The organism is Enterobacter cloacae complex sp. P40C2 (genome assembly GCF_014930695.1).
In the GTDB taxonomy this organism is placed as follows: domain Bacteria; phylum Pseudomonadota; class Gammaproteobacteria; order Enterobacterales; family Enterobacteriaceae; genus Enterobacter; species Enterobacter pasteurii.
This window is the reverse complement of sequence record NZ_JADBRP010000004.1, coordinates 233,023-256,080: the sequence shown is the minus strand read 5'-3', so window position 1 is coordinate 256,080 and position 23,058 is coordinate 233,023. Positions and strand designations below refer to the sequence as shown.

The following is a 23,058-nucleotide window of genomic DNA, read 5'->3' as shown; positions in this document are numbered from 1 at the left end:
TGATGCCCTCACCCCAGCCCTCTCCCACGGGAGAGGGTGCAAACACTAAAAACGGTAACCTATGGGTTACCGTTTTGCTTTTACCTCGGGGCATTTTCTTTTTCTTCTCTGTGCCTTAGCTCGCAATTTTTCGCTTCCCCGATTGGCTCAATGTAAAAAAATAGTTAAGACTATTATCAGGTCAGACCACTTTGTGCGTGCGCAAATTTTTTTTACAGGGGAGTGTTATGAGTCAGGCATTACCGCTTATCACCCGACACGGTGACCGCATTGCCATCGTCAGCGGGCTGCGTACGCCGTTTGCGCGTCAGGCAACCGCGTTTCACGGAATACCGGCTGTCGATCTGGGAAAAATGGTGGTGGGGGAGATGCTGGCTCGCAGCGACATTCCGCCTGAAATCATTGAGCAACTGGTTTTTGGTCAGGTCGTGCAGATGCCGGAGGCGCCAAATATCGCGCGTGAAATCGTTCTGGGAACGGGCATGAACGTGCACACCGACGCCTACAGCGTCAGCCGTGCCTGTGCCACCAGTTTCCAGGCGGTGGCGAACGTGGCGGAAAGCCTGATGGCGGGCACCATTCGCGCCGGGATCGCCGGAGGCGCAGACTCCTCATCCGTGCTGCCCATCGGCGTCAGCAAAAAGCTGGCCCGCATTCTCGTGGATGCCAACAAAGCCCGCACCACCGGGCAGAAGCTGAAGCTTTTCTCGCGTTTGCGCCTGCGCGATCTGCTGCCTGTTCCACCCGCCGTCGCCGAATACTCCACCGGCCTGCGCATGGGCGACACCGCCGAGCAGATGGCGAAAACCTACGGCATCACGCGTGAGCAGCAGGATGCGCTGGCGTACCGTTCCCATCAGCTTGCCGCAAAGGCCTGGTCGGAAGGCAAACTGACCGGCGAAGTGATGACCGCCTATGTCCCGCCCTATCGTGAGCCGCTTTCGGAAGATAACAATATTCGCGGCACCTCGACGCTGGCGGACTATGCGAAGCTGCGCCCGGCCTTTGACCGTAAACACGGAACGGTAACCGCGGCTAACAGCACGCCGCTGACGGACGGTGCTGCCGCCGTGATCCTGATGACGGAGTCCCGGGCCAAAGAGCTGGGCATAACGCCGCTGGGCTATTTGCGCAGCTACGCCTTCACCGCTATCGATGTCTGGCAGGACATGCTGTTAGGGCCTGCCTGGTCCACGCCGCTGGCGCTGGAGCGCGCGGGGCTGACGCTCTCCGATCTCACGTTAATTGATATGCACGAAGCCTTTGCCGCACAAACGCTGGCAAACGTTCAGCTTATGGCGAGCGAGCGCTTTGCCCGCGACGTGCTGGGCCGCGCGCATGCCACAGGCGAAGTGGATCAGAGCAAATTCAACGTGCTGGGTGGCTCCATTGCTTACGGCCATCCGTTTGCGGCGACGGGGGCGAGAATGATAACCCAGACGTTACATGAGCTACGCCGCCGGGGCGGCGGCTTTGGTCTCGTCACCGCCTGTGCGGCGGGCGGCCTGGGCGCAGCAATGGTTCTGGAGGCTGAATAATGGAAACGACATCTGCATTTAACCTGACCGTTCGCCTCGATAACGTGGCCGTTATCACCATTGACGTGCCCGACGAAAAGATGAATACCCTGAAGGCCGAGTTTGGCGTTCAGGTGCGCGACATGCTCAGACAAATTCGTGAAAACAAGGCGATTCGCGGGCTGGTGTTTATTTCGGCAAAGCCGGATAACTTCATTGCCGGGGCCGATATCAACATGATTGCCCGCGCCAGAAGCGCGCAGGAAGCAGAGGATCTGGCGCGCCAGGGCCAGCAGGTGATGGCGGAAATCCATGCGCTGTCGATACCCGTTGTCGCCGCAATTCACGGCGCCTGCCTGGGCGGCGGGCTTGAACTGGCGCTGGCCTGCCACAGCCGCATCTGTACCGACGATGCGAAAACCGTGCTGGGCCTGCCGGAGGTGCAGCTTGGACTGCTGCCCGGCTCCGGTGGAACGCAGCGTCTGCCGCGTCTGGTGGGCGTCAGTACGGCGCTGGAGATGATCTTAACCGGAAAACAGCTGCGCGCCCGTCAGGCGTTAAAGGCGGGGCTGGTTGACGAGGTCGTTCCCCACGCCATCCTGCTCGATGCCGCCGTTGAGCGGGCGCTTAAAGGCCGCCAGGCAAAACGCGCGCTGCCGGTGCGCGAGCGCGTCCTTGCCGGGCCGCTGGGGCGCGCGCTGTTGTTTAATATGGTGGGTAAAAAAACCGGGCAAAAAACCAAAGGTAACTACCCGGCCACGAAGCGCATTCTGGACGTGATTGAAACCGGGCTGTCGCAGGGCAGCAGCAGCGGCTATGCCGCCGAAGCGAAAGCTTTTGGCGAGCTGGCGATGACGCCGCAGTCGCAGGCACTGCGAAGCATTTTCTTCGCCAGTACTGACGTGAAAAAAGATCCGGGCAGCGAGGCTGAGCCTGCTCCGCTGCGCGCCGTTGGCGTACTGGGCGGTGGGCTAATGGGCGGCGGCATCGCGTTTGTCACCGCCAGCAAAGGCAAATTGCCCGTACGTATCAAAGACATCAACCCTAAGGGCATCAACCACGCGCTGCAGTACAGCTGGCAGAACCTCGATCGAAAGGTTAAACGCCGCCATATCAAAGCCAGCGAGCGCGATAAAACGCTCGCGACGATCTCCGGCACCACGGACTACAGCGGGTTTACGCACCGCGACGTAGTGATTGAAGCCGTTTTCGAAGATCTGGCGCTTAAGCAGCAGATGGTGGCGGAGGTTGAGGAGCACTGCGCGCCGCACACCATTTTCGCTTCAAATACCTCCTCCCTGCCAATTGGCGATATCGCAGCGAAAGCCGCGCGTCCGGAGCAGGTGATAGGGCTGCACTATTTTAGTCCGGTCGAAAAAATGCCGCTGGTAGAGGTTATCCCTCACGCCACAACCCGTCCGCAAACTATTGCCACGGTGGTGAAGCTGGCGAAAAAACAGGGGAAAACCCCCATCGTGGTAGCGGACAAAGCCGGTTTCTACGTCAACCGCATACTGGCGCCGTACATCAACGAAGCGATGCGGCTCCTGACGGAAGGCGAGAAAATTGAGCACGTTGATGAGGCCTTAGTAAAGTTTGGCTTCCCCGTAGGCCCTGTCCAGCTTTTGGACGAGGTAGGCATTGATACCGGCACTAAAATTATCCCCGTGCTGGAAGCCGCTTACGGCGATCGTTTTTCGCCGCCTGCAAACGTTGTTTCTGCAATTTTGAAGGACGATCGCAAAGGCAGAAAAAATGAACGCGGTTTCTATCTTTACGGCGCGAAAGGGCGTAAAAGCAAGAAACAGGTCGACCCTTCAGTTTATGGGCTTATACCTGCCGCGGGGCAGGGAAAACTGTCGGCGGTTCAGTGTGCTGAACGCTGCGTGATGATGATGCTCAATGAAGCGGCACGCTGCTTTGGTGAGAAGGTTATTAAAGGCGCGCGCGATGGCGACATCGGTGCCGTTTTTGGCATTGGTTTCCCGCCGTTTCTTGGCGGCCCGTTCCGGTATATGGATACCCTCGGGGCGGGTGAAGTGGTTGCGATCCTGCAACGTCTGGCCTCGCAGTATGGTCCGCGGTTTACACCTTGTGACGAATTATTGCAGATGGCGGAACGGGGCCAGACCTTCTGGCCCGCAAGGGAAACTGATTTCGTAAACTGAAGTCAAAGAAGGGTAAATCCTCCGGTGAGGGGGCCTGTTTTGGCGAAATTGTAAACAGAGATTGACTATACTTACGCCATTGAGGTAAAAAACAGCGTTTCATTCACCGAATGGATCAGGCACAATGCCCGGCCATCGGGTTTTCTACCTCAGAGCATTTATCGCGGGTAGTTAACGCCGGTGATTCTGGTTAACAAAAGCGGTGCAATATGCAAGTTTTTATCATGCGTCACGGCGACGCGGCACTCGATGCCGCCAGTGACTCAGTACGTCCTTTAACCGTCTGTGGCTGCGACGAATCCCGTCAGATGGCGACATGGCTTAAAGGTCAAAAAGTGGACATTGAACGCGTTCTGGTGAGTCCGTACCTGCGGGCAGAACAGACGCTGGATGTGGTGGGGGAGTGTATGAACCTGCCATCCAGCGTGGATGTTCTCCCTGAACTCACGCCGTGTGGCGATGTTGGCCTTGTCAGCGCTTACCTTCAGGCGTTATGCAACGAAGGCGTCGCTTCCGCACTGGTCATTTCCCACCTGCCGTTGGTCGGCTATCTGGTATCTGAGCTGTGCCCGGGCGAAACGCCACCGATGTTCACGACGTCCGCCATTGCCAACGTCACCCTCGACGACACCGGCAAAGGGGTCTTCAACTGGCAAATGAGTCCGTGCAACCTGAAGATGGCAAAAGCAATCTGACGTGACGTGCGATATGGCGGGGTGCAGCGTGCCTCCCGCCATCCTGTCAGGGTAATTCTGGCGGCTGCCACTCCTCAACTTCAATCAATACCAGCAATGCGGCATCTCCGCCGTACTCTTTTGGTGCCTGATGAAAAGCCATCACGTGCGGATGCTGAGCCAGCCACAGCGGCGTCTGTTGTTTGAGGATATGCTTACCGTGACCGTGCATTACGCAGGCGCAAAAAACATGTTCGCGACGACACGCTGCTATCAACGCCCCCAGCTCCTGTTTCGCCTGCATCTGGGTCAAACCATGCAAATCGAGAAACAGCTCCGGCGAATAATCTCCCCGACGTAATTTTTTCAGCTCAAAATGGCTGACGTCTTCGCGCACGTATTTCACCGCACCCTGGGTATTCAGCAGCGGCTGAAATTCATCTGAAAAATAGTGACTGTTATCGGCCTGCTCCTGGAGCAGCCGTTTGACCGGTACTTCGCTGATTTTTTTACGCTGCGGGCGATGAACAATGGTGTCCTGTCTGATCTGGCGCGTCCCGGTCATAAGCTGTCGGAAGAGAGCCTGATCCTCCTCGCTAAGCGATGTTTTCTTTTTCATTCGTCATTCTCATCTCGTATTTCCGATAGTGTACCCGACTAAATGCATTTTTTAACCTCAAGCGGCACGCGTCATTGCTGATTTATCGCCGTCTTCATGGCAAACTAGCCGCCGAAAATTATGCGAGCATGCCCTGGAGGAAAGAGTGGATAAAATTTTTGTCGATGAAGCAGTAAACGAGCTGCATACCATACAGGACATGTTGCGCTGGTCGGTTAGCCGCTTCAGCGCCGCCAATATCTGGTACGGTCACGGTACCGATAACCCGTGGGATGAGGCCGTTCAGCTGGTGCTGCCGTCGCTCTACCTGCCGCTGGATATTCCGGAAGACATGCGCACCGCGCGTCTGACCTCCAGCGAAAAACACCGCATCGTAGAGCGCGTGATCCGCCGCGTGAACGAGCGCATTCCGGTGGCTTACCTGACCAACAAAGCCTGGTTCTGCGGCCACGAGTTCTACGTGGACGAACGCGTGCTGGTGCCGCGCTCGCCGATTGGCGAGCTGATTAACAACCACTTTGACGGCCTGATCGATCGTCAGCCGCAGCACATTCTCGATATGTGCACCGGCAGCGGCTGCATCGCGATTGCCTGCGCGTACGCCTTCCCTGAAGCGGAAGTGGATGCCGTAGATATCTCCACCGACGCGCTGGCCGTCACCGAACACAATATTGAAGAGCACGGGCTGATCCACCACGTTACGCCAATCCGCTCTGACCTGTTCCGCGACCTGCCAACGCTGCAATACGATCTGATCGTTACCAATCCGCCGTACGTGGATGCGGAAGACATGTCCGATCTGCCGAACGAGTATCGCCACGAGCCGGAGCTGGGCCTGGCGTCAGGCACTGACGGCCTGAAGCTGACCCGCCGCATTCTGGCCTGCGCGCCGGATTACCTGACCGACCACGGCGTTCTGATTTGTGAAGTAGGCAACAGCATGGTACATCTGATAGAGCAGTACCCGGATGTGCCGTTCACCTGGCTTGAGTTCGACAACGGCGGTGACGGCGTCTTTATGTTGAGCAAAGCGCAGCTCCTCGACGCTCGCGAATACTTCAGCATTTACAAAGACTAATCCAGCGGGCTTCGGCCCGTTTCACAACGCTCAAACACAAACAACAACATCGGAGCCGTGATGGCAGGAAACAGTATTGGACAGGTATTCCGCGTGACCACCTTTGGGGAGTCGCACGGGCTGGCACTGGGTTGTATCGTTGATGGCGTCCCGCCAGGCATCGAACTGACCGAAGCCGATTTACAGCACGACCTCGATCGTCGTCGTCCGGGCACCTCTCGCTACACCACGCAGCGTCGCGAGCCGGACCAGGTTAAAATTCTCTCCGGCGTTTTCGAAGGCCGCACAACCGGCACCAGCATTGGCCTGCTGATTGAAAATACCGATCAGCGCTCCCAGGACTACGGCGCGATCAAAGACGTCTTCCGCCCGGGCCACGCCGACTACACCTACGAGCAAAAATACGGATTCCGCGACTATCGCGGCGGCGGCCGCTCATCGGCGCGTGAAACCGCGATGCGCGTGGCGGCAGGGGCGATTGCCAAAAAATACCTTCAGCAGAAGTTTGGCATCGCGATCCGCGGCTGTCTGACCCAGATGGGCGACATTCCGCTTGCGATCAAGGACTGGGATCAGGTCGAGCTTAACCCGTTCTTCTGCGCCGATGCCGACAAGCTGGACGCGCTGGACGAACTGATGCGCGGCCTGAAAAAAGAGGGCGACTCAATTGGCGCGAAGGTTACCGTGGTAGCGGACGGCGTGCCGGCAGGCTGGGGCGAACCGGTATTCGACCGCCTCGATGCCGATATCGCCCACGCGCTGATGAGCATCAACGCGGTGAAGGGCGTTGAAATCGGCGACGGATTTGACGTGGTCCAGCTTCGCGGCAGCCAGAACCGGGACGAAATCACCAGAGACGGTTTCCAGAGCAACCATGCGGGCGGTATTCTCGGCGGGATCAGCAGCGGGCAGCAGATAGTTGCCAACATTGCGCTGAAGCCAACCTCCAGCATTACGGTGCCAGGGCACACGATTAACCGCGCTGGCGACGAAGTTGAGATGATCACCAAAGGGCGTCACGATCCGTGCGTGGGGATCCGCGCGGTGCCGATCGCAGAAGCGATGCTGGCGATCGTGCTGATGGATCACTTCCTGCGCCAGCGCGCGCAGAATGCGGATGTGACGACCACCATTCCACGCTGGTAACTATGAAAAAAACCGCAATCGCGCTGCTGGCGCTGCTGGCCAGTGGTGCCAGCCTGGCCGCCACGCCATGGCAAAAAATCACCCATCCGGTGGCGGGAAGCGCGCAGTCCATCGGCGCCTTCTCTAACGGCTGTATCGTAGGCGCGCAGGCGCTGCCGCTCCAGTCGGATACGTATCAGGTGATGCGTACCGATCAGCGCCGTTATTTCGGCCATCCCGATCTGGTGCTGTTTATTCAGCGTCTGGGGAACCGGGTGCATAACCTGGGGCTGGGTACGATGCTGATAGGCGATATGGGGATGCCCGCAGGGGGTCGCTTTAACGGCGGACACGCCAGCCACCAGACCGGTCTGGATGTGGATATCTTCCTGCAGCTGCCGAAAGCGCGCTGGAGCTCAGCGCAGCTGCTGAAGCCCCAGGCGCTGGATCTGGTGTCGGCCGACGGGAAACGGGTCGTTGCTTCGCGCTGGTCGCCGGAGATCTCCAGCATGATCAAGCTGGCGGCGGAAGATAACGACGTCACGCGGATCTTCGTTAATCCGGCCATCAAGCAGCAGCTCTGTCTGGATGCGGGAACCGATCGTGACTGGCTACGTAAAGTGCGACCGTGGTTCCAGCACCGGGCACATATGCACGTTCGTCTGCGCTGCCCGGCAAACAGCCTTGAATGTGAAGATCAGCCGCCGCCGCCGCCTGGCGATGGCTGTGGCTACGAACTGCAAAGCTGGTTTGAGCCGGCCAAGCCTGGAACCTCTAAGCCTGAGAAGAAGACACCGCCTCCGTTGCCGCCTTCCTGCCAGGCGCTACTGGATGAGCACGTACTTTAATGGATACTTTCGTCGATCTGTTTATGGTGTCGCCGCTGCTGCTGGCGGTACTCTTTTTTGTTGCGATGCTGGCCGGATTCATTGATGCCCTGGCGGGCGGCGGCGGGTTGCTCACCGTTCCGGCGCTGCTGGCGGCAGGCATGAGTCCAGCTCAGGCGCTCGCCACCAACAAACTCCAGGCGTGCGGCGGCTCGCTCTCCTCCTCGCTCTATTTTGTTCGCCGCAAGGTGGTGAATCTCGCCGATCAGAAGCTCAATATCCTGATGACCTTTATCGGCTCGACGGCGGGCGCGCTGCTGGTTCAGCACGTGCAGTCCGACATTCTGCGCCAGATCCTGCCGATTCTGGTTATCTGTATCGGCCTTTACTTCTTACTGATGCCAAAGCTTGGTGAAGAAGACCGTGCGCGGAGGCTGCACGGCCTGCCGTTTGCGCTGATTGCCGGTGGCTGCGTCGGTTTTTACGACGGTTTCTTTGGGCCGGGTGCCGGCTCGTTTTACGCGCTGGCGTTCGTGACGCTGGCCGGGTTTAATCTCGCTAAATCCACCGCCCATGCCAAGGTACTCAATGCGACCTCCAACGTTGGCGGCCTGCTGCTGTTCATCATTGGCGGCAAAGTTATCTGGGCAACCGGCTTTGTAATGATGGCAGGACAGTTTCTGGGCGCGCGCGTCGGCTCGCGTCTGGTTTTAAGCAAAGGGCAAAAGCTGATCCGCCCGATGATTGTTGTCGTCTCGGCGGTGATGAGCGCCAAACTTCTTTATGACAGCCATGGACAGGAGATCCTCACCTGGTTGGGGATGCACTAATGAACAGTACGCATAAATACGAGCAGCTGATTGAGATCTTTAACGGCTGTTTTGCTGATGATTTTAATACCCGTCTGATTAAAGGCGACGACGAACCGATCTATCTTCCAGCAGATGCCGAGGTTCCTTACAACCGCATCGTGTTCGCGCACGGCTTTTACGCCAGCGGTTTGCACGAGATTTCACACTGGTGCATCGCGGGAAAAGCGCGTCGCGAGCTGGTGGACTTCGGTTACTGGTATTGCCCGGACGGGCGCGATGCCGCTACTCAGGGCCGGTTTGAAGATGTGGAAGTGAAGCCGCAGGCGCTGGAATGGCTGTTCTGCGTGGCGGCGGGTTTCCCGTTCAATGTGAGCTGTGACAACCTTGAGGGCGACTTCGAGCCCGATCGCATCGTCTTCCAGCGCCGCGTACACGCGCAGGTGATGGAATATCTTGAGAAAGGCATCCCGGAACGTCCGGCACGCCTGATCGAGGCTTTACAGAATTATTACCACACGCCGGAAATAACGGCGGAATGCTTCCCGTGGCCGGAAGATCTTTAACAGAGGAAAGAAGATGATCGCAGAATTTGAATCACGCATTCTGGCGTTAATTGATGACATGGTGGAACACGCCAGTGATGACGAGCTGTTCGCCAGCGGTTATCTGCGTGGACACCTGACGCTGGCGGTTGCCGCGCTGGAAGCAGGGGACGATCACTCTGCCGGGGCGGTGCATGATGAAGTGACCCGCAGCCTGGAAAAAGCCATTCTGGCCGGAGAACTCTCCCCGCGCGACCAGTCGCTGGTGCTGGGTATGTGGGACAATTTGTTCCAGCAGGCGAACGCGAAGTAAGTGTTTCACCACCCTCTCCCTGTGGGAGAGGGCACCAGACCTGATCCTACTTAACCAACTTCCCCTTCAGTAATTTCCTTACCCATAACCGGTTGGGGTTCAGCCCCGCAAGGGTCACGCTGTCCAGCGGAAGGGGCTCGTCGCTCATTTGTGCGGCTAACACTTCAGCCAGCAGCGGCGCGGTGCACAACCCGCGCGAACCTAACCCACCCAGCATGTATAGCTCCGGATAAACCGGCGCACTCACCGCGCTTTCCCGGCGTTCAGCGAGGTTGTGATATACCTCAAGCGTGGCCTCGTAGTCCGGCACGCTTCCCGCCATCGGCAGGTGATCGCGAGTGGCGCAACGCACGCCGCAGCGGGCTTCACCTTTGCTCACGTCAACCTCTTTTGCCCATTCGGCATCCGGGAAACAGTCAATCAGGCGCTGGCGATTCTGCTGCTGATCCGCGTCGCTGTATTGCATAACCGCTTCACCGCGATGGTAGCTGGCGCCGATGCAGTGATGGCCGTTTGACGGGTTTTGTGGCGTCAGATAGCCGTCGTAACAGAGTACCTGGCGCAGTTCGTTCAGCGCGGGCGTGGAAGGGATATGGCTCACCTGGCCGCCGACGGGGTAGACCGGCAGCTTTTCCGTCTGAACAAACTGGCTGATGCGGTGCCCGTTTGCCAGCACAACGCTGGCATGCTCTGCCTCTTTTACATCAGCAAAATGCAGAACCCAGCGTTCTGCACGACTGAGCGATTCAACCTTGTGGGCATAGCGCACCGTCAGCCCGCGCGACTGGCCGAGGGCAATCGCCGCAGAAGTCAGTTCGGCCGGGCACAGCCAGCCGCCGAGCGGGTACTGAATGCCGTCACAGCCGGTGTCGACCCCAGCGGTTTCTAAAACCTGCTGCGCAGTCACCGCCTGGGCGATGGCCTCCGGTAAACCCAGCGACAGCATTTGCGTGATTTTTTGCTGGCTCTTCTCATCCCAGCCGAGCTGCGTCACGCCGCACCAGTCGTGGTCGAACGCGACCGGCAGGCTATCATAAAGACGACGGGCGAAAGTAAACGCCGCCGGGAAAAACTGGAACAGCGCGGGATCGTGGGCGCTCAGCAGCGGGTAGAGCGCTCCCTGGCGGTTGCCCGAGGCGCCGTTTGCCGGCGCCTCGTCAGCGCAGTAGAGCGTCACCTGCCAGCCACGGTTCAGCAGCGCCAGCGAGAGCAGGGCGCTGGCAATGCCGCCGCCCACGATTGCGACCTCACGCGAGGTGCTGGCGCGACGCGCGAACCAGGGGGTTTTGGCGGGGAGCGCCAGTTCCTGCTCCATCACGCCAACCAGCATGTCGCGTTTGCGGCCAAAGCCTTTGGTTTTGCGCATGGTAAAACCCGCCTCCTGTAACCCACGGCGGACAAAGCCCGCCGAGGTGAAGGTGGCAAGCGTCGCGCCGGGACGGGCCAGCCGCGCCATGGCGCTGAACAGATGCTGGCTCCACATGTCAGGGTTTTTAGCGGGCGCGAAGCCGTCCAGGAACCAGGCATCAACCTTCTGATTCATCGCGTCATCGAGCTTATCGGTCAGGTCGTTAATGTCGCCCAGCCACAGGTCGAGCGTGACGCGCCCGTCGTCCAGAATCAGACGATGGCAGCCGCCGATAGCCGGTGGCCACTGGGCCTGAAGCTGCTCCGCCCAGCGGGCAAGCTCCGGCCAGCGCTGATGGGCAAGCCGCAGATCGTGCGCGGTGAGCGGAAATTTTTCGAAACTGATGAAATGTAATCTTTGTAGCGTAGCCTCGGGGTGTGCAGCGCGAAACTGGTCGAACGCCTGCCAGAGGGTCAGAAAATTCAGACCGGTTCCGAAACCGCTCTCCGCCACGACAAACAGACTGCGCGGATGCTCGGGAAAACGGGTGCCGAGATGATTTCCGTCGAGGAAAACATAGCGCGTCTCTTCCAGTCCGTTATCATTAGAAAAGTAGACGTCATCAAAATCTCGGGAAACAGGTGTACCCTCAGCGTTGAATTCGAGGTTGGCAGGTTGTATGGCGTTTTGTTTCACGTAAGTTACTCGTCCGACAGGCAGTGGCACGATCTTAGCGATGTGGGCCCATCGGTGCAAATTTCCACAGAAAATCGCTGATCGGACTTGTTCGGCGTACAAGTGTACGCTATTGTGCGACTCGAAACTTTTTATAGTGCGACTTACAGAGGTATTGAATGAAACGTGCAGTGATTACTGGCCTGGGCATCGTTTCCAGCATCGGTAATAACCAGCAGGAAGTCCTGGCATCTCTGCGTGAAGGACGCTCCGGGATCACTTTCTCTGAAGAGTTTAAAGATTCTGGAATGCGTAGCCACGTATGGGGTAACGTTAAACTGGACACCACCGGTTTAATTGACCGCAAAGTGGTTCGTTTCATGAACGATGCCTCTATCTACGCCTATCTTTCCATGCAGGAAGCGATCAAGGATTCTGGTCTGAGCGAAGACGTCTACCAGAACAATCCACGCGTTGGCCTCATTGCAGGCTCCGGCGGTTCCTCTAAAGCACAGGTATTCGGTGCTGACGCGATGCGTAGCCCGCGCGGCCTGAAAGCGGTAGGTCCCTACGTTGTGACCAAAGCGATGGGTTCTGCGGTTTCCGCGTGCCTGGCAACGCCGTTCAAAATTCACGGTGTGAACTACTCCATCAGCTCTGCATGCGCGACCTCCGCGCACTGCATCGGTAATGCGGTAGAGCAGATCCAGCTGGGCAAGCAGGACATCGTATTTGCTGGCGGCGGCGAAGAGCTGGGCTGGGAAATGGCCTGCGAATTCGACGCGATGGGCGCACTGTCCACCAAATATAACGAAACCCCGGCTAAGGCTTCCCGTACCTATGATGCGCACCGCGACGGTTTTGTTATCGCAGGCGGCGGCGGTATGGTTGTGGTTGAAGAGCTGGAACACGCGCTGGCACGCGGTGCTCATATCTACGCTGAGATCGTTGGCTACGGCGCAACGTCTGACGGTGCCGACATGGTTGCCCCATCCGGCGAAGGCGCGGTGCGCTGCATGAAGATGGCGATGCACGGCGTTGATACCCCAATCGACTACCTGAACTCCCACGGGACTTCTACTCCGGTAGGCGACGTGAAAGAGCTGGGCGCGATCCGCGAAGTGTTCGGCGACAACAGCCCGGCTATCTCTGCAACCAAAGCCATGACCGGTCACTCTCTGGGTGCGGCAGGCGTGCAGGAAGCAATCTACTCTCTGCTGATGCTGGAAAACGGCTTTATCGCCCCAAGCATCAACATCGAAGAGATGGACGAACAGGCGGCTGGCCTGAACATCGTGACCGAAACCACCGAACGTGAGCTGACGACCGTTATGTCTAACAGCTTCGGTTTTGGCGGCACCAACGCCACGCTGGTGATGCGCAAGCTGAAAGCGTAAGCGTTTGAAGGTATAGTAGAAGGGAGCCGCGCGGCTCCCTTTTTTATGCCTAAACACGGAGTTATGCATGAAGGCCGTTATCCCTGAGAAGCGTACCCCTTCCGGGAACCTTTCCCTTTTCCGCATCGCCTTTGCGGTATTTCTGACCTACATGACCGTTGGCCTGCCGCTGCCTGTTATCCCACTTTTCGTACATCACGAGCTGGGCTACGGCAACACCATGGTCGGCATTGCGGTGGGCATTCAGTTTTTAGCCACGGTATTAACCCGGGGCTACGCCGGACGACTGGCGGACCAGCACGGCGCAAAACGCTCGGCGTTGCAGGGCATGCTGGCCTGCGGACTGGCCGGGGGAGCGTGGCTGCTGGCGGCACTCCTGCCGGTAGACGCCGCGTATAAGTTCGCCCTGCTGGTGGCGGGACGCCTGATCCTCGGCTTCGGCGAAAGCCAGCTGCTGACCGGTACCCTGACCTGGGGAATGGGGCTGGTTGGCCCTGCGCAGTCGGGCAAGGTGATGTCGTGGAACGGGATGGCGATTTACGGCGCACTGGCGGCAGGCGCGCCGTTGGGGCTGCTGATCCACAGCCAGTTTGGTTTTGCGGCGCTGGCAGCAACCACTATGGTATTGCCGCTGCTGGCGTGGGCATTTAACGGTTCGGTGCGCAAGGTGCCAGCCCATAAAGGCGAGCGTCCTTCGCTGTGGAGCGTGGTGGGGCAAATCTGGCAGCCGGGTCTGGGGCTGGCGCTTCAGGGAGTGGGCTTTGCGGTTATCGGTACCTTCGTCTCCCTCTATTTCATGAGCCGCGGCTGGGCGATGGCGGGCTTTACGCTGACGGCTTTTGGTGGTGCGTTTGTCCTGATGCGCGTGCTGTTTGGCTGGATGCCGGATCGCTTTGGCGGCGTGAAGGTCGCCGTGGCGTCTTTAGCGATCGAGGCCATTGGCCTGCTGCTGCTCTGGCAGGCGCCCGGCGCGTTCGTTGCGTTACTGGGGGCGGCGTTAACCGGCTGCGGCTGTTCGCTGATCTTCCCGGCGCTGGGCGTCGAAGTGGTGAAGCGCGTCGCGCCGCAGGTTCGCGGCACGGCGCTGGGGGGCTACGCGGCGTTTCAGGACATTTCATATGGCATCGCCGGACCGTTGGCGGGGCTGCTTGCAACCTCGTTTGGCTACCCTTCCGTATTTCTCGCCGGTGCGGTGTCCGCGGTGGTGGGGATTGTGGTGACGCTGGTGGCGTTTCGAAAGGGCTAACGTGTTGCCGGGTGGCGGCTACGCCTTGCCCGGCTAAACGTCAGGCAACCAGCCAGAAAATCGCCAGCGCAATCATCAACGCGACAAACATCAGTCCCGGTCGGGCTGAAAGCGTTTTAAAGGTGTCGACCACCGGCGCAAACAGCGGGCTGTAGACAGGCTGAATATCCCGCACCTCCGGCACGCCACCTTCACGCTCGGCGCGGCGGATAAAGATCTGATTCAGTAAATCCTGCACCTGTGCGGTTGTCAGCACCGTTTGCGGGGTGGCCTGCCAGGCCTGCTGAGCGTAGTCCCTAACGGCTGCAAACTCCTGCGGCTCAAGAGGCTGCTTAAGCGACGCCTGCACCGTATGCAGCGTCGGGGCGCTCTGGGCGCTGAGCGTCTGCCGCGCCTGGAGCCAGGTGACCAGATGGGTAAACTGTTTTGCCGGGATCGTCTCGCCCGCTTTCACGCCGGAGAGTTCCAGCATCGACTGCCAGATAAGCTTTGTCGGCTCGCCGGTGGCCGCAGCCAGCTTAGTGACCATCTGCTTGAGCGTGTTATGTTCCGCAGGCTGCATTGGCCGTTCTGTAGGCTGGCGCTGTTGCGGCTGCGGGATAGAGAGCTGATTACTTTGCAGCAGGGTCAGCACGGTTTTAAGCTGTTCCGGCGAAAGCTGGCTCAGCGCGGTATGGCCGTACTGTTGACGGATAAAATCACTCACCGCCTGGCGATTGTTCCCCTGGCCCAACAGCTCGGTCAGCTGCGAGACAGTCTGGCGGGTCGTATGCTGCTGCTGCGCGCTGGTGAGACGCTGATTCAGGTTTTGCTCAGCGGCAGGGAAATGGCGCGACTGTAGCGGCGCATCGTTTCTGACGCCCAAATCGTGCTTAACGCCTGCCCATACCTCAGCGTTTTGCTGCGAGGTCAACGCGATAAGGCGCGTGATCAGACGCTCCAGTACGGTGCGCTGTTGCGTGGAGAGCGGCTGGTCGCCTGGCGTGTTGGGCGTTACGGGGCCTTCACCCGGAGGGCGCGGAGGCGTACCTGAAATGGGCTGCATCGTCAAAAATCCTTAAAGTCAAACTCTGCGTAACCGGGCAGAAATATATGCCCGGCGGCGAGATTATGGCACACTTGGCAGGTTTACTTCCTCTCAAACAGGTACTCAGACGTGAAAATCCTCGTTGATGAAAATATGCCTTACGCCCGCGAGCTGTTCAGCCGCCTGGGTGAGGTTAAGGCTGTCCCTGGTCGCCCGATTCCGGTAAGCGAGCTGGACGATGCAGACGCCCTGATGGTGCGCTCGGTGACCAAAGTAAATGAGGCACTGCTCTGCGGCAAAGGGATTAAATTTGTCGGGACGGCAACGGCCGGGACCGACCATGTGGATGACCAGTGGCTTAAGCAGGCGGGGATCGGATTTTCAGCGGCGCCAGGCTGTAACGCGATCGCCGTCGTGGAATACGTCTTTTCCTCATTGCTGATGCTGGCCGAGCGCGACGGGTTTGCGCTGAAGGACCGCACCGTAGGCATCGTGGGCGTGGGCAACGTGGGCGGACGCCTGCAAAAGCGCCTGGAAGCGTGGGGCATTCGCACGGTATTGTGCGATCCGCCGCGCAAGGATAACGGCGATGAAGGTGATTTCCGTACGCTGGATGAGCTGGTTGACGAGTGCGACGTTATTACCTTCCACACGCCGCTCTTTAAAGAGGGGCCTTACAGGTCCCTGCATCTGGCCGACGAAACGCTGATCCGCCGCCTGAAGGCTGGCACTATTCTGATAAATGCCTGCCGTGGTCCGGTGGTAGATAACGCGGCGCTGCTGAAATGCCTCGAGGAAGGTCAGGATCTCAGCGTCGTGCTGGACGTCTGGGAGCCCGAGCCGGATCTCAACGTCGCGCTGCTGGATAAGGTGGACGTGGGCACCGCGCATATCGCGGGTTATACCCTCGAAGGCAAAGCGCGCGGCACGACTCAGGTATTTGAGGCCTACAGCGCCTTTATCGGCCATCCGCAGCAGGTGGCGCTGGACACGTTACTTCCCGCGCCCGAGTTCGGCCGGCTCACCCTTCATGGGCCGCTGGATGAGGCAACGCTGAAAAGGCTCGTGCATTTGGTGTATGATGTGCGCCGCGATGACGCGCTGCTGCGTAAAGTGGCGGGTATTCCGGGTGAGTTTGACAAGCTGCGCAAGAATTATCTCGAGCGCCGCGAGTGGTCTTCCCTGTATGTGATGTGCGACGACGCCTCAGCGGCGACGCTGCTGCACAAGCTGGGATTTAACGCCGTTCACCATCCGGCACGTTAATGTCTTTCTGCTCCCTGCCGGAGGCTCCGGCAGGGACGCTTTTTTATTTCTGGAGTAAACCACCATGTCTGAAGGCTGGAACATTGCCATTTTGGGCGCCACTGGCGCCGTGGGCGAAGCCCTGCTCGAAACCCTTGCTGAGCGTCAGTTCCCGGTGGGCGACATTTTTGCGCTGGCGCGTACCGACAGCGCCGGTGAACATCTGCGCTTCGGCGGCAAAACCGTGACGGTGCAGGATGCCGCCGCGTTCGACTGGACGCAGGCTCAGCTGGCATTTTTTGCCGCAGGTGCAGAAGCAACGGCGTCTTATATTGAAGAAGCCACCAACGCCGGATGTCTGGTAATTGACCTGAGCGGCCTGTTCTCCCTGGAGCCGGACGTGCCGCTGGTGGTACCGGACGTTAACCCGTTCGTGCTGGCTGACTACCGTAACCGTAACATCATTGCGGTACCAGACAGCCTCACCAGCCAGCTGCTGACCGCGCTGAAGCCGCTTATCGACGACGGTGGCCTGTCGCGTATTTCCGTGACCAGCCTGCTGTCCGCCTCCGCCAACGGCAAAAAAGCGGTCGATGCGCTGGCAGGGCAGAGCGCGAAGCTGCTGAACGGTATCCCGATCGACGAAGACGATTTCTTTGGCCGCCAGCTGGCGTTCAACATGCTCCCGCTGCTGCCGGATCGTGAAGGTTCGGTGCGTGAAGAGCGCCGCATCGTCGACGAAGCGCGCAAAATTATGCAGGATGACGGGCTGACGATCTCCGTAAACGTCGTGCAGTCGCCGGTCTTTTACGGTCATGCGCAGATGGTCGGGTTTGAAGCCCTGCGTCCGCTGGCGGCCGAAGAGGCACGCGACGCGTTTGGCCGTGCCGAGGACATCGTGCTTTCTGAAGATGGCGAGTTCCCGACGCAGGTGGGCGACGCAACCGGCAGTGCGCACCTCTCCGTGGGCTGCGTTCGCAACGACTACGGCATGCCGGAGCAGGTGCAGTTCTGGTCCGTGGCGGACAACGTTCGCTTCGGCGGCGCGCTGATGGCGGTCAAGATCGCCGAGAAGCTGGTACAGGAGTACCTGTACTGATGTCGGAAGTGGAACAAAAGCCGGTCCACAGAATTGCCCTCGGCATCGAGTACGACGGCAGTAAATATTATGGCTGGCAGCGTCAGAATGAGGTGCGCAGCGTCCAGGAAAAGCTGGAGAAAGCGCTCTCTCAGGTGGCGAATGAACCGATAAGCGTCTTCTGCGCGGGCCGCACCGATGCGGGCGTTCACGGCACGGGCCAGGTGGTGCACTTCGAAACCACCGCCGTGCGCAAAGACGCGGCCTGGACGCTGGGCGTAAATGCGAATTTACCTGGTGACATCGCGGTGCGTTGGGTTAAAGCTGTGCCGGATGACTTTCACGCGCGTTTCAGCGCGACGGCGCGGCGCTACCGTTACGTCATCTACAACCAGCGCCTGCGCCCGGCGGTGTTAAGCCAGGGCGTAACGCATTTTTATGAACCGCTCGATGCAGAACGTATGCAGCGTGCGGCGCAGTGTCTGATTGGTGAAAATGACTTTACGTCGTTCCGTGCGGTGCAGTGTCAGTCCCGTACGCCGTGGCGTAACGTTATGCACATTAGCGTCAGTCGTTATGGCGCGTATGTGGTGGTGGATATCAAAGCCAATGCCTTTGTACATCATATGGTGCGGAATATTGTAGGCAGCCTGATGGAAGTGGGCGCCGGACACCAGCCGGAGAGCTGGATTGCAGAACTGCTGGCAGCGAAGGACAGAACGCTTGCGGCAGCAACGGCGAAAGCGGAAGGGCTGTATCTGGTTTCGGTGGATTATCCGGACCGGTTTGACCTGCCAAAACCGCCAATGGGCCCGCTCTTTTTAGCGGACTAAACAAAGGTGCAATTAAGGCTTAGACAATATGGACGTAATACGTTTTCTGATTGATTTCATCCTGCATATTGATGTTCACCTGGCGGAGCTGGTCGCGCAGTACGGCGTCTGGGTTTACGCCATTCTGTTCCTCATTCTGTTCTGTGAAACCGGTCTGGTCGTCACGCCATTCCTGCCGGGCGATTCACTGCTGTTCGTGGCAGGCGCGTTATCCGCGCTGCCAACCAATGACCTGAACGTTCATCTGATGGTCGCGCTGATGATCGTTGCGGCGATTATTGGCGATGCGGTCAACTACACCATTGGACGGGTATTTGGGGAACGGTTATTCAGTAACCCGGACTCGAAGATTTTCCGCCGCAGCTATTTAGACAAGACCCACGCCTTTTATGAGCGCCACGGCGGTAAGACCATTATTCTTGCCCGCTTTGTGCCTATCGTCCGCACGTTTGCCCCGTTTGTGGCGGGAATGGGCCACATGTCCTATCGTCATTTTGCAATGTACAACGTGGTGGGCGCGCTGCTGTGGGTGCTGCTCTTTACCTATGCGGGCTACCTGTTTGGCGATCTGCCTGTAGTTCAGGAAAACCTTAAGTTACTGATTGTAGCGATTATTGTGCTTTCCGTACTACCGGGCGTTATCGAAATCATTCGTCACCGACGCGCGGCGGCAAAGCAGGCGAAGTAAGTGCACGCTGGCGGTTCGACCACTTTTTTATCCAAAGTTTCGGGCTGTTATGTTTTAATGTGCAACATTCATGGTCTGTTGGAGGCAAAAATGGCATTATTCGCCTCTTACAGCAAAACTGGCATACGACCAGGTTCAGGCAGAAAGGTTATCAATGAGCTGGATTGAACGAATTAAAAGCAACATTACCCCGACGCGTAAAGCGAGCATTCCTGAAGGGGTATGGACGAAGTGTGATAGCTGCGGCCAGGTTCTGTATCGTGCAGAGCTGGAACGCAATCTTGAGGTGTGTCCGAAGTGTGACCACCACATGCGTATGTCGGCGCGCAACCGCCTGCATAGCCTGCTGGACGAAGGTTCTCTGGTAGAACTGGGCAGCGAACTGGAGCCAAAAGACGTGCTCAAGTTCCGCGACTCCAAAAAATACAAAGATCGTCTGGCCTCTGCACAGAAAGAGACCGGCGAGAAAGACGCGCTGATCGTCATGAAAGGCACCCTGCATGACATGCCGGTTGTTGCCGCCGCGTTCGAGTTCTCCTTCATGGGCGGCTCTATGGGCTCCGTGGTGGGTGCGCGCTTCGTGCGTGCCGTTGAGCAGGCGCTGGAAGACAACTGTCCGCTGATCTGCTTCTCCGCCTCCGGCGGTGCGCGTATGCAGGAAGCGCTGATGTCCCTGATGCAGATGGCGAAAACCTCTGCTGCGCTGGCCAAAATGCAGGAGCGCGGTCTGCCGTACATCTCCGTACTGACCGACCCAACCATGGGTGGCGTCTCTGCAAGCTTCGCGATGCTGGGTGACCTGAACATCGCTGAGCCAAAAGCGCTGATTGGCTTCGCCGGTCCACGCGTTATCGAGCAGACCGTACGTGAGAAACTGCCGCCGGGCTTCCAGCGCAGTGAGTTCCTCATTGAGAAAGGCGCTATCGACATGATCGTCCGCCGCCCGGAAATGCGCCTTAAACTGGCAAGCGTCCTGGCGAAGCTGATGAATCTGCCGTCGCCGAGCCCGGACGAGCCGCGCGAGGGCGTGGTGGTACCGGATCAGGAACCCGAGGCCTGATAACTGAAAAGGGCAGGGCCGGTTGGCGCTGCCCTTTTGCTTTCTAAACCGCTTATGACAACCGGGCATCATGGAAAATAAACGCATTCCTCAAGCCACGTCGCCCCTGGCCGCGTGGCTTTCTTATCTGGAAAACCTGCACAGTAAAACCATCGACATGGGCCTTGAGCGCGTAAGCCAGGTTGCCGCGCGTCTCGACGTGCAGAAACCCGCTCCTTTCGTGTTTACCGTTGCCGGCACTAACGGTAAAGGGACCACCTGCCGCACCCTGGAATCTGTCCTGATGGCGGCGGGTTACAGGGTTGGCGTATACAGCTCTCCGCATCTGGTGCGCTATACCGAGCGCGTGCGGGTGCAGAACGCCGAGCTTGCGGAATCGGCCCATACGGCGTCGTTTGCCGCTATCGAAGCCGCGCGCGGGGATACCTCATTAACCTATTTTGAGTACGGTACCCTGTCGGCGCTGTGGCTGTTTAAGCAGGCGCAGCTGGACGTGGTGATTCTGGAAGTCGGGCTGGGCGGGCGTCTGGATGCCACCAATATGGTGGATGCGGATGTTGCCGTCGTCACCAGCATCGCGCTGGACCACACCGACTGGCTGGGCCCCGACCGTGAAAGCATCGGACGTGAAAAGGCCGGTATTTTCCGGGCGAATAAGCCTGCCGTGGTCGGCGAGCCGGACATGCCCCACACTATCGCTGACGTGGCGAGAGAGAAGGGCGCTCAGCTGCTGCGTCGTGGCGTGGACTGGCACTATGAGGTTCAGGACCAAAGCTGGCGCTTTAGCGATGCACGGGGCGTGCTGGATAACCTGCCGCTGCCGCAGGTACCGCAGCCCAACGCGGCGACCGCGCTGGCGGCACTGCGCGCCAGCGGGTTAACGGTGAGCGAACAGGCGATCCGTGACGGCATCAGCAACGCGCTGCTGCCGGGGCGTTTTCAGATTGTGAGTGAGTCACCGCGTCTGATTCTGGATGTTGCGCATAACCCGCATGCCGCGGCGTACCTCGCAGGCCGTCTCAAATCCTTACCAAAAACCGGGCGCGTGCTGGCGGTTATCGGTATGCTTCATGATAAAGATATCGGCGGTACGCTGGCCTGCATGGAGAGTGTGGTCGATAGCTGGTATTGTGCACCTCTGGAAGGGCCGCGTGGTGCGACTGCCGAACAGTTGATGGAACATCTCGGCAAAGGCGAAATCTACAGCAGTGTGGTTTCGGCCTGGCGCGCCGCGATGGCGGAGGCTAAACCAGAAGATACCGTGCTGGTGTGTGGATCGTTCCACACGGTGGCACATGTCATGGAAGTGATGGACGCGGGGAGAACCGGTGGCGAGTAAGTTTCAGAACCGTTTAACAGGAACCATTGTGCTGGTCGCGCTCGGGGTGATTATTCTACCCGGGCTGCTCGACGGGCAGAAAAAGCATTACCAGGATGAATTTGCGGCCATTCCGCTGGTACCGAAACCGGGAGACCGCGACGAGCCCGACATGCTGCCAGCGGCAACGCAGGCGCTGCCTGCCCAGCCGCCTGAAGGCGCAGCGGAAGAGGTGCGTGCAGGCGATGCCGCAGCGCCATCCCTTGACCCGTCGCGTCTGGCTGCGAACAATAACGTTGAAATCGATCCCATACCGACAGAGCAGCCTAAGCCGGTTGAAAAACCGAAGCCGGTAGAGAAAACGCAGCCTAAACCGCAGCGTGATAAAGCGGCCGAACAGCTGGCTGCGGCATCAGAAGCGCCGCCACCGGCAAAACAGGCCCAGCAGGAGGCAGCCCCGACGGGTAAAGCCTACGTGGTACAGCTGGGTGCGTTGAAGAATGCCGACAAGGTCAATGAGATCGTGAGTAAGCTGCGCGGCGCGGGATACCGCGTTTATACTTCACCAACCACGCCGGTGCAGGGTAAAATTACCCGCATCCTCGTGGGGCCGGATGCGTCCAAAGATAAGCTGAAAGGGTCGCTTGGCGAACTGAAGCAGATCTCCGGGCTGAGCGGTGTGGTGATGAACTACAGCGCGAACTGATAAGGCTCCCCTCACCCCGGCCCTCTCCCCAAAGGGGAGAGGGTGCAAATAATTCCCTCTCCCCTTTGGGGAGAGGGTTAGGGTGAGGGGGAGAAAGCAGACGTCCACAGAGACGTCAGGCGGAGGGGCGTTGAACATTTTTTCAGCGCCTTTTTTATTTACGCGCGGGAAGGAAATCCCTACGCAAACGTTTTCTTTTTCTGTTAGAATGCGCCCCGAACTGGATGACAGGGCGTTAAATCGTGGGACATATATGGTCTGGATTGATTACGCCATCATTGCGGTGATTGGTTTTTCCTGTCTGGTTAGCCTGATCCGTGGCTTTGTTCGTGAAGCGTTATCGCTGGTAACCTGGGGTTGTGCTTTCTTTGTTGCCAGTCATTACTACACTTACCTGTCTGTCTGGTTCACGGGCTTTGAAGATGAACTGGTCCGAAACGGAATCGCCATCGCGGTGCTGTTTATCGCGACGCTGATTGTCGGCGCTATTGTTAATTTCGTGATAGGCCAGCTGGTCGAGAAAACCGGTCTGTCCGGAACGGACAGGGTGCTCGGCATCTGTTTTGGCGCATTGCGAGGCGTGCTGATTGTGGCCGCGATCCTGTTCTTCCTGGATACCTTTACCGGGTTCTCCAAAAGCGAAGACTGGCAGAAGTCGCAGCTTATTCCGGAGTTCAGCTTCATCATCAGATGGTTCTTTGACTATCTGCAAAGCTCGTCGAGTTTCTTGCCCAGGGCGTAAGCTCTGAGATGTGGCTTAAC

General features: G+C 58.5%; 22 protein-coding genes. 19 read left to right on the top strand and 3 right to left on the bottom strand.

Going from position 1 to position 23,058, the window contains the following annotated elements; translation table 11 throughout:
• Nucleotides 1–227 precede the first annotated feature (227 nt).
• The 3 genes from fadI (at nt 228) to sixA (ending at nt 4,380) form a co-directional block, all read left to right on the top strand.
• Nucleotides 228–1,538, top strand: a complete 1,311-nt coding sequence (fadI, locus tag IM304_RS10530) for an acetyl-CoA C-acyltransferase FadI (RefSeq protein ID WP_193354528.1) — start codon at nt 228–230, stop codon at nt 1,536–1,538.
• The gene (gene fadJ / locus IM304_RS10525) at nt 1,538–3,685 is read left to right on the top strand and encodes a fatty acid oxidation complex subunit alpha FadJ (RefSeq protein ID WP_193354529.1); all 2,148 of its coding nucleotides are present in this window, start codon (nt 1,538–1,540) and stop codon (nt 3,683–3,685) included. Before fadI ends, fadJ begins: the two co-directional genes overlap by 1 nt.
• Before the next feature lie 209 nt (nt 3,686–3,894).
• Nucleotides 3,895–4,380: a phosphohistidine phosphatase SixA gene (gene sixA, locus IM304_RS10520; protein WP_148419967.1), complete on the top strand. Its 486-nt coding sequence runs from the start codon at nt 3,895–3,897 to the stop codon at nt 4,378–4,380.
• Nucleotides 4,381–4,426: 46 nt separating this feature from the next.
• On the opposite strand, the gene smrB is transcribed toward sixA, so the two are convergent.
• Nucleotides 4,427–4,978: an endonuclease SmrB gene (smrB, locus tag IM304_RS10515; protein ID WP_148419966.1), complete on the bottom strand. Its 552-nt coding sequence runs from the start codon at nt 4,976–4,978 to the stop codon at nt 4,427–4,429.
• 145 nt (nt 4,979–5,123) lie between these two features.
• Here smrB and prmB point away from each other — a divergent pair, with 145 nt between their 5' ends.
• Genes prmB through IM304_RS10485 form a run of 6 tightly spaced genes read left to right on the top strand, consistent with a single transcriptional unit; the run spans nt 5,124 to nt 9,675 of the window.
• Complete coding sequence (prmB, locus tag IM304_RS10510; RefSeq protein ID WP_193354530.1) at nt 5,124–6,056, top strand: 50S ribosomal protein L3 N(5)-glutamine methyltransferase; 933 nt, start codon at nt 5,124–5,126, stop codon at nt 6,054–6,056.
• 60 nt (nt 6,057–6,116) lie between these two features.
• A complete protein-coding gene (aroC, locus tag IM304_RS10505; protein ID WP_148419964.1) occupies nt 6,117–7,202 on the top strand; it encodes a chorismate synthase in 1,086 nt (361 codons plus the stop codon).
• A 2-nt stretch (nt 7,203–7,204) separates the two neighbouring features.
• On the top strand, nt 7,205–8,029 hold the full coding sequence (gene mepA / locus IM304_RS10500; protein ID WP_193354531.1) for a penicillin-insensitive murein endopeptidase: 825 nt from the start codon (nt 7,205–7,207) through the stop codon (nt 8,027–8,029).
• Nucleotides 8,029–8,838 carry a sulfite exporter TauE/SafE family protein gene (locus IM304_RS10495; RefSeq protein ID WP_148419962.1) on the top strand — a complete coding sequence of 270 codons (810 nt, stop codon included), beginning with the start codon at nt 8,029–8,031 and terminating at the stop codon, nt 8,836–8,838. Before mepA ends, IM304_RS10495 begins: the two co-directional genes overlap by 1 nt.
• Complete coding sequence (locus tag IM304_RS10490) at nt 8,838–9,383, top strand: elongation factor P hydroxylase (RefSeq protein ID WP_148419961.1); 546 nt, start codon at nt 8,838–8,840, stop codon at nt 9,381–9,383. The genes IM304_RS10495 and IM304_RS10490 overlap by 1 nt, the downstream gene beginning before the upstream one ends.
• Nucleotides 9,384–9,396: 13 nt before the next feature.
• The gene (locus tag IM304_RS10485; RefSeq protein ID WP_193354532.1) at nt 9,397–9,675 is read left to right on the top strand and encodes a YfcL family protein; all 279 of its coding nucleotides are present in this window, start codon (nt 9,397–9,399) and stop codon (nt 9,673–9,675) included.
• Nucleotides 9,676–9,721: 46 nt separating this feature from the next.
• Here the strand turns inward: IM304_RS10485 and mnmC are convergent, their stop codons facing one another.
• Nucleotides 9,722–11,719 carry a bifunctional tRNA (5-methylaminomethyl-2-thiouridine)(34)-methyltransferase MnmD/FAD-dependent 5-carboxymethylaminomethyl-2-thiouridine(34) oxidoreductase MnmC gene (mnmC, locus tag IM304_RS10480; RefSeq protein WP_193354533.1) on the bottom strand — a complete coding sequence of 666 codons (1,998 nt, stop codon included), beginning with the start codon at nt 11,717–11,719 and terminating at the stop codon, nt 9,722–9,724.
• A gap of 158 nt (nt 11,720–11,877) precedes the next feature.
• On the opposite strand from mnmC, the gene fabB reads away from it, so the two are divergent.
• Together fabB and IM304_RS10470 are read left to right on the top strand one after the other, a co-directional pair.
• The gene (gene fabB / locus IM304_RS10475; protein ID WP_193354534.1) at nt 11,878–13,095 is read left to right on the top strand and encodes a beta-ketoacyl-ACP synthase I; all 1,218 of its coding nucleotides are present in this window, start codon (nt 11,878–11,880) and stop codon (nt 13,093–13,095) included.
• Nucleotides 13,096–13,162: 67 nt separating this feature from the next.
• The gene (locus IM304_RS10470; RefSeq protein WP_148419957.1) at nt 13,163–14,341 is read left to right on the top strand and encodes an MFS transporter; all 1,179 of its coding nucleotides are present in this window, start codon (nt 13,163–13,165) and stop codon (nt 14,339–14,341) included.
• A 40-nt stretch (nt 14,342–14,381) separates the two neighbouring features.
• Here IM304_RS10470 and flk read toward each other — a convergent pair whose 3' ends face one another.
• Nucleotides 14,382–15,386, bottom strand: a complete 1,005-nt coding sequence (flk, locus tag IM304_RS10465) for a flagella biosynthesis regulator Flk (RefSeq protein WP_148419956.1) — start codon at nt 15,384–15,386, stop codon at nt 14,382–14,384.
• A gap of 111 nt (nt 15,387–15,497) precedes the next feature.
• Between flk and pdxB the strand changes: the two genes are divergently transcribed.
• The 8 genes from pdxB (at nt 15,498) to cvpA (ending at nt 23,038) form a co-directional block, all read left to right on the top strand.
• A complete protein-coding gene (gene pdxB / locus IM304_RS10460) occupies nt 15,498–16,634 on the top strand; it encodes a 4-phosphoerythronate dehydrogenase PdxB (protein WP_193354535.1) in 1,137 nt (378 codons plus the stop codon).
• 64 nt (nt 16,635–16,698) lie between these two features.
• Nucleotides 16,699–17,712, top strand: a complete 1,014-nt coding sequence (locus IM304_RS10455; RefSeq protein WP_193354536.1) for an aspartate-semialdehyde dehydrogenase — start codon at nt 16,699–16,701, stop codon at nt 17,710–17,712.
• Nucleotides 17,712–18,524, top strand: coding sequence for a tRNA pseudouridine(38-40) synthase TruA (gene truA / locus IM304_RS10450; RefSeq protein WP_148419953.1), 813 nt, complete (start codon nt 17,712–17,714; stop codon nt 18,522–18,524). Before IM304_RS10455 ends, truA begins: the two co-directional genes overlap by 1 nt.
• A gap of 28 nt (nt 18,525–18,552) precedes the next feature.
• The gene (locus IM304_RS10445; protein ID WP_148419952.1) at nt 18,553–19,212 is read left to right on the top strand and encodes a DedA family protein; all 660 of its coding nucleotides are present in this window, start codon (nt 18,553–18,555) and stop codon (nt 19,210–19,212) included.
• A gap of 154 nt (nt 19,213–19,366) precedes the next feature.
• Nucleotides 19,367–20,272, top strand: coding sequence for an acetyl-CoA carboxylase, carboxyltransferase subunit beta (accD, locus tag IM304_RS10440; protein WP_148419951.1), 906 nt, complete (start codon nt 19,367–19,369; stop codon nt 20,270–20,272).
• Between the two features lie 70 nt (nt 20,273–20,342).
• Complete coding sequence (gene folC, locus IM304_RS10435; protein WP_193354537.1) at nt 20,343–21,611, top strand: bifunctional tetrahydrofolate synthase/dihydrofolate synthase; 1,269 nt, start codon at nt 20,343–20,345, stop codon at nt 21,609–21,611.
• Entirely contained in the window at nt 21,601–22,296 is a 696-nt protein-coding gene (dedD, locus tag IM304_RS10430) for a cell division protein DedD (RefSeq protein WP_193354538.1), read from the top strand. Before folC ends, dedD begins: the two co-directional genes overlap by 11 nt.
• Nucleotides 22,297–22,549: 253 nt before the next feature.
• Nucleotides 22,550–23,038 (top strand): colicin V production protein, encoded by a 489-nt coding sequence (gene cvpA / locus IM304_RS10425; protein ID WP_045327894.1) that lies wholly within the window; start codon nt 22,550–22,552, stop codon nt 23,036–23,038.
• The last annotated feature ends 20 nt before the right edge of the window (nt 23,039–23,058 follow it).

What these genes read in the sequence shown, in the direction of transcription:
- fadI (WP_193354528.1), top strand. Translation starts at nt 228, where the DNA reads ATGAGTCAGGCATTACCGCTTATCACCCGACACGGTGACCGCATTGCC.
- fadJ (WP_193354529.1), top strand. Translation starts at nt 1,538, where the DNA reads ATGGAAACGACATCTGCATTTAACCTGACCGTTCGCCTCGATAACGTG.
- sixA (WP_148419967.1), top strand. Translation starts at nt 3,895, where the DNA reads ATGCAAGTTTTTATCATGCGTCACGGCGACGCGGCACTCGATGCCGCC.
- smrB (WP_148419966.1), bottom strand. Translation starts at nt 4,978, where the DNA reads ATGAAAAAGAAAACATCGCTTAGCGAGGAGGATCAGGCTCTCTTCCGA.
- aroC (WP_148419964.1), top strand. Translation starts at nt 6,117, where the DNA reads ATGGCAGGAAACAGTATTGGACAGGTATTCCGCGTGACCACCTTTGGG.
- mepA (WP_193354531.1), top strand. Translation starts at nt 7,205, where the DNA reads ATGAAAAAAACCGCAATCGCGCTGCTGGCGCTGCTGGCCAGTGGTGCC.
- IM304_RS10495 (WP_148419962.1), top strand. Translation starts at nt 8,029, where the DNA reads ATGGATACTTTCGTCGATCTGTTTATGGTGTCGCCGCTGCTGCTGGCG.
- IM304_RS10490 (WP_148419961.1), top strand. Translation starts at nt 8,838, where the DNA reads ATGAACAGTACGCATAAATACGAGCAGCTGATTGAGATCTTTAACGGC.
- IM304_RS10485 (WP_193354532.1), top strand. Translation starts at nt 9,397, where the DNA reads ATGATCGCAGAATTTGAATCACGCATTCTGGCGTTAATTGATGACATG.
- fabB (WP_193354534.1), top strand. Translation starts at nt 11,878, where the DNA reads ATGAAACGTGCAGTGATTACTGGCCTGGGCATCGTTTCCAGCATCGGT.
- IM304_RS10470 (WP_148419957.1), top strand. Translation starts at nt 13,163, where the DNA reads ATGAAGGCCGTTATCCCTGAGAAGCGTACCCCTTCCGGGAACCTTTCC.
- flk (WP_148419956.1), bottom strand. Translation starts at nt 15,386, where the DNA reads ATGCAGCCCATTTCAGGTACGCCTCCGCGCCCTCCGGGTGAAGGCCCC.
- IM304_RS10455 (WP_193354536.1), top strand. Translation starts at nt 16,699, where the DNA reads ATGTCTGAAGGCTGGAACATTGCCATTTTGGGCGCCACTGGCGCCGTG.
- truA (WP_148419953.1), top strand. Translation starts at nt 17,712, where the DNA reads ATGTCGGAAGTGGAACAAAAGCCGGTCCACAGAATTGCCCTCGGCATC.
- IM304_RS10445 (WP_148419952.1), top strand. Translation starts at nt 18,553, where the DNA reads ATGGACGTAATACGTTTTCTGATTGATTTCATCCTGCATATTGATGTT.
- accD (WP_148419951.1), top strand. Translation starts at nt 19,367, where the DNA reads ATGAGCTGGATTGAACGAATTAAAAGCAACATTACCCCGACGCGTAAA.
- folC (WP_193354537.1), top strand. Translation starts at nt 20,343, where the DNA reads ATGGAAAATAAACGCATTCCTCAAGCCACGTCGCCCCTGGCCGCGTGG.
- cvpA (WP_045327894.1), top strand. Translation starts at nt 22,550, where the DNA reads ATGGTCTGGATTGATTACGCCATCATTGCGGTGATTGGTTTTTCCTGT.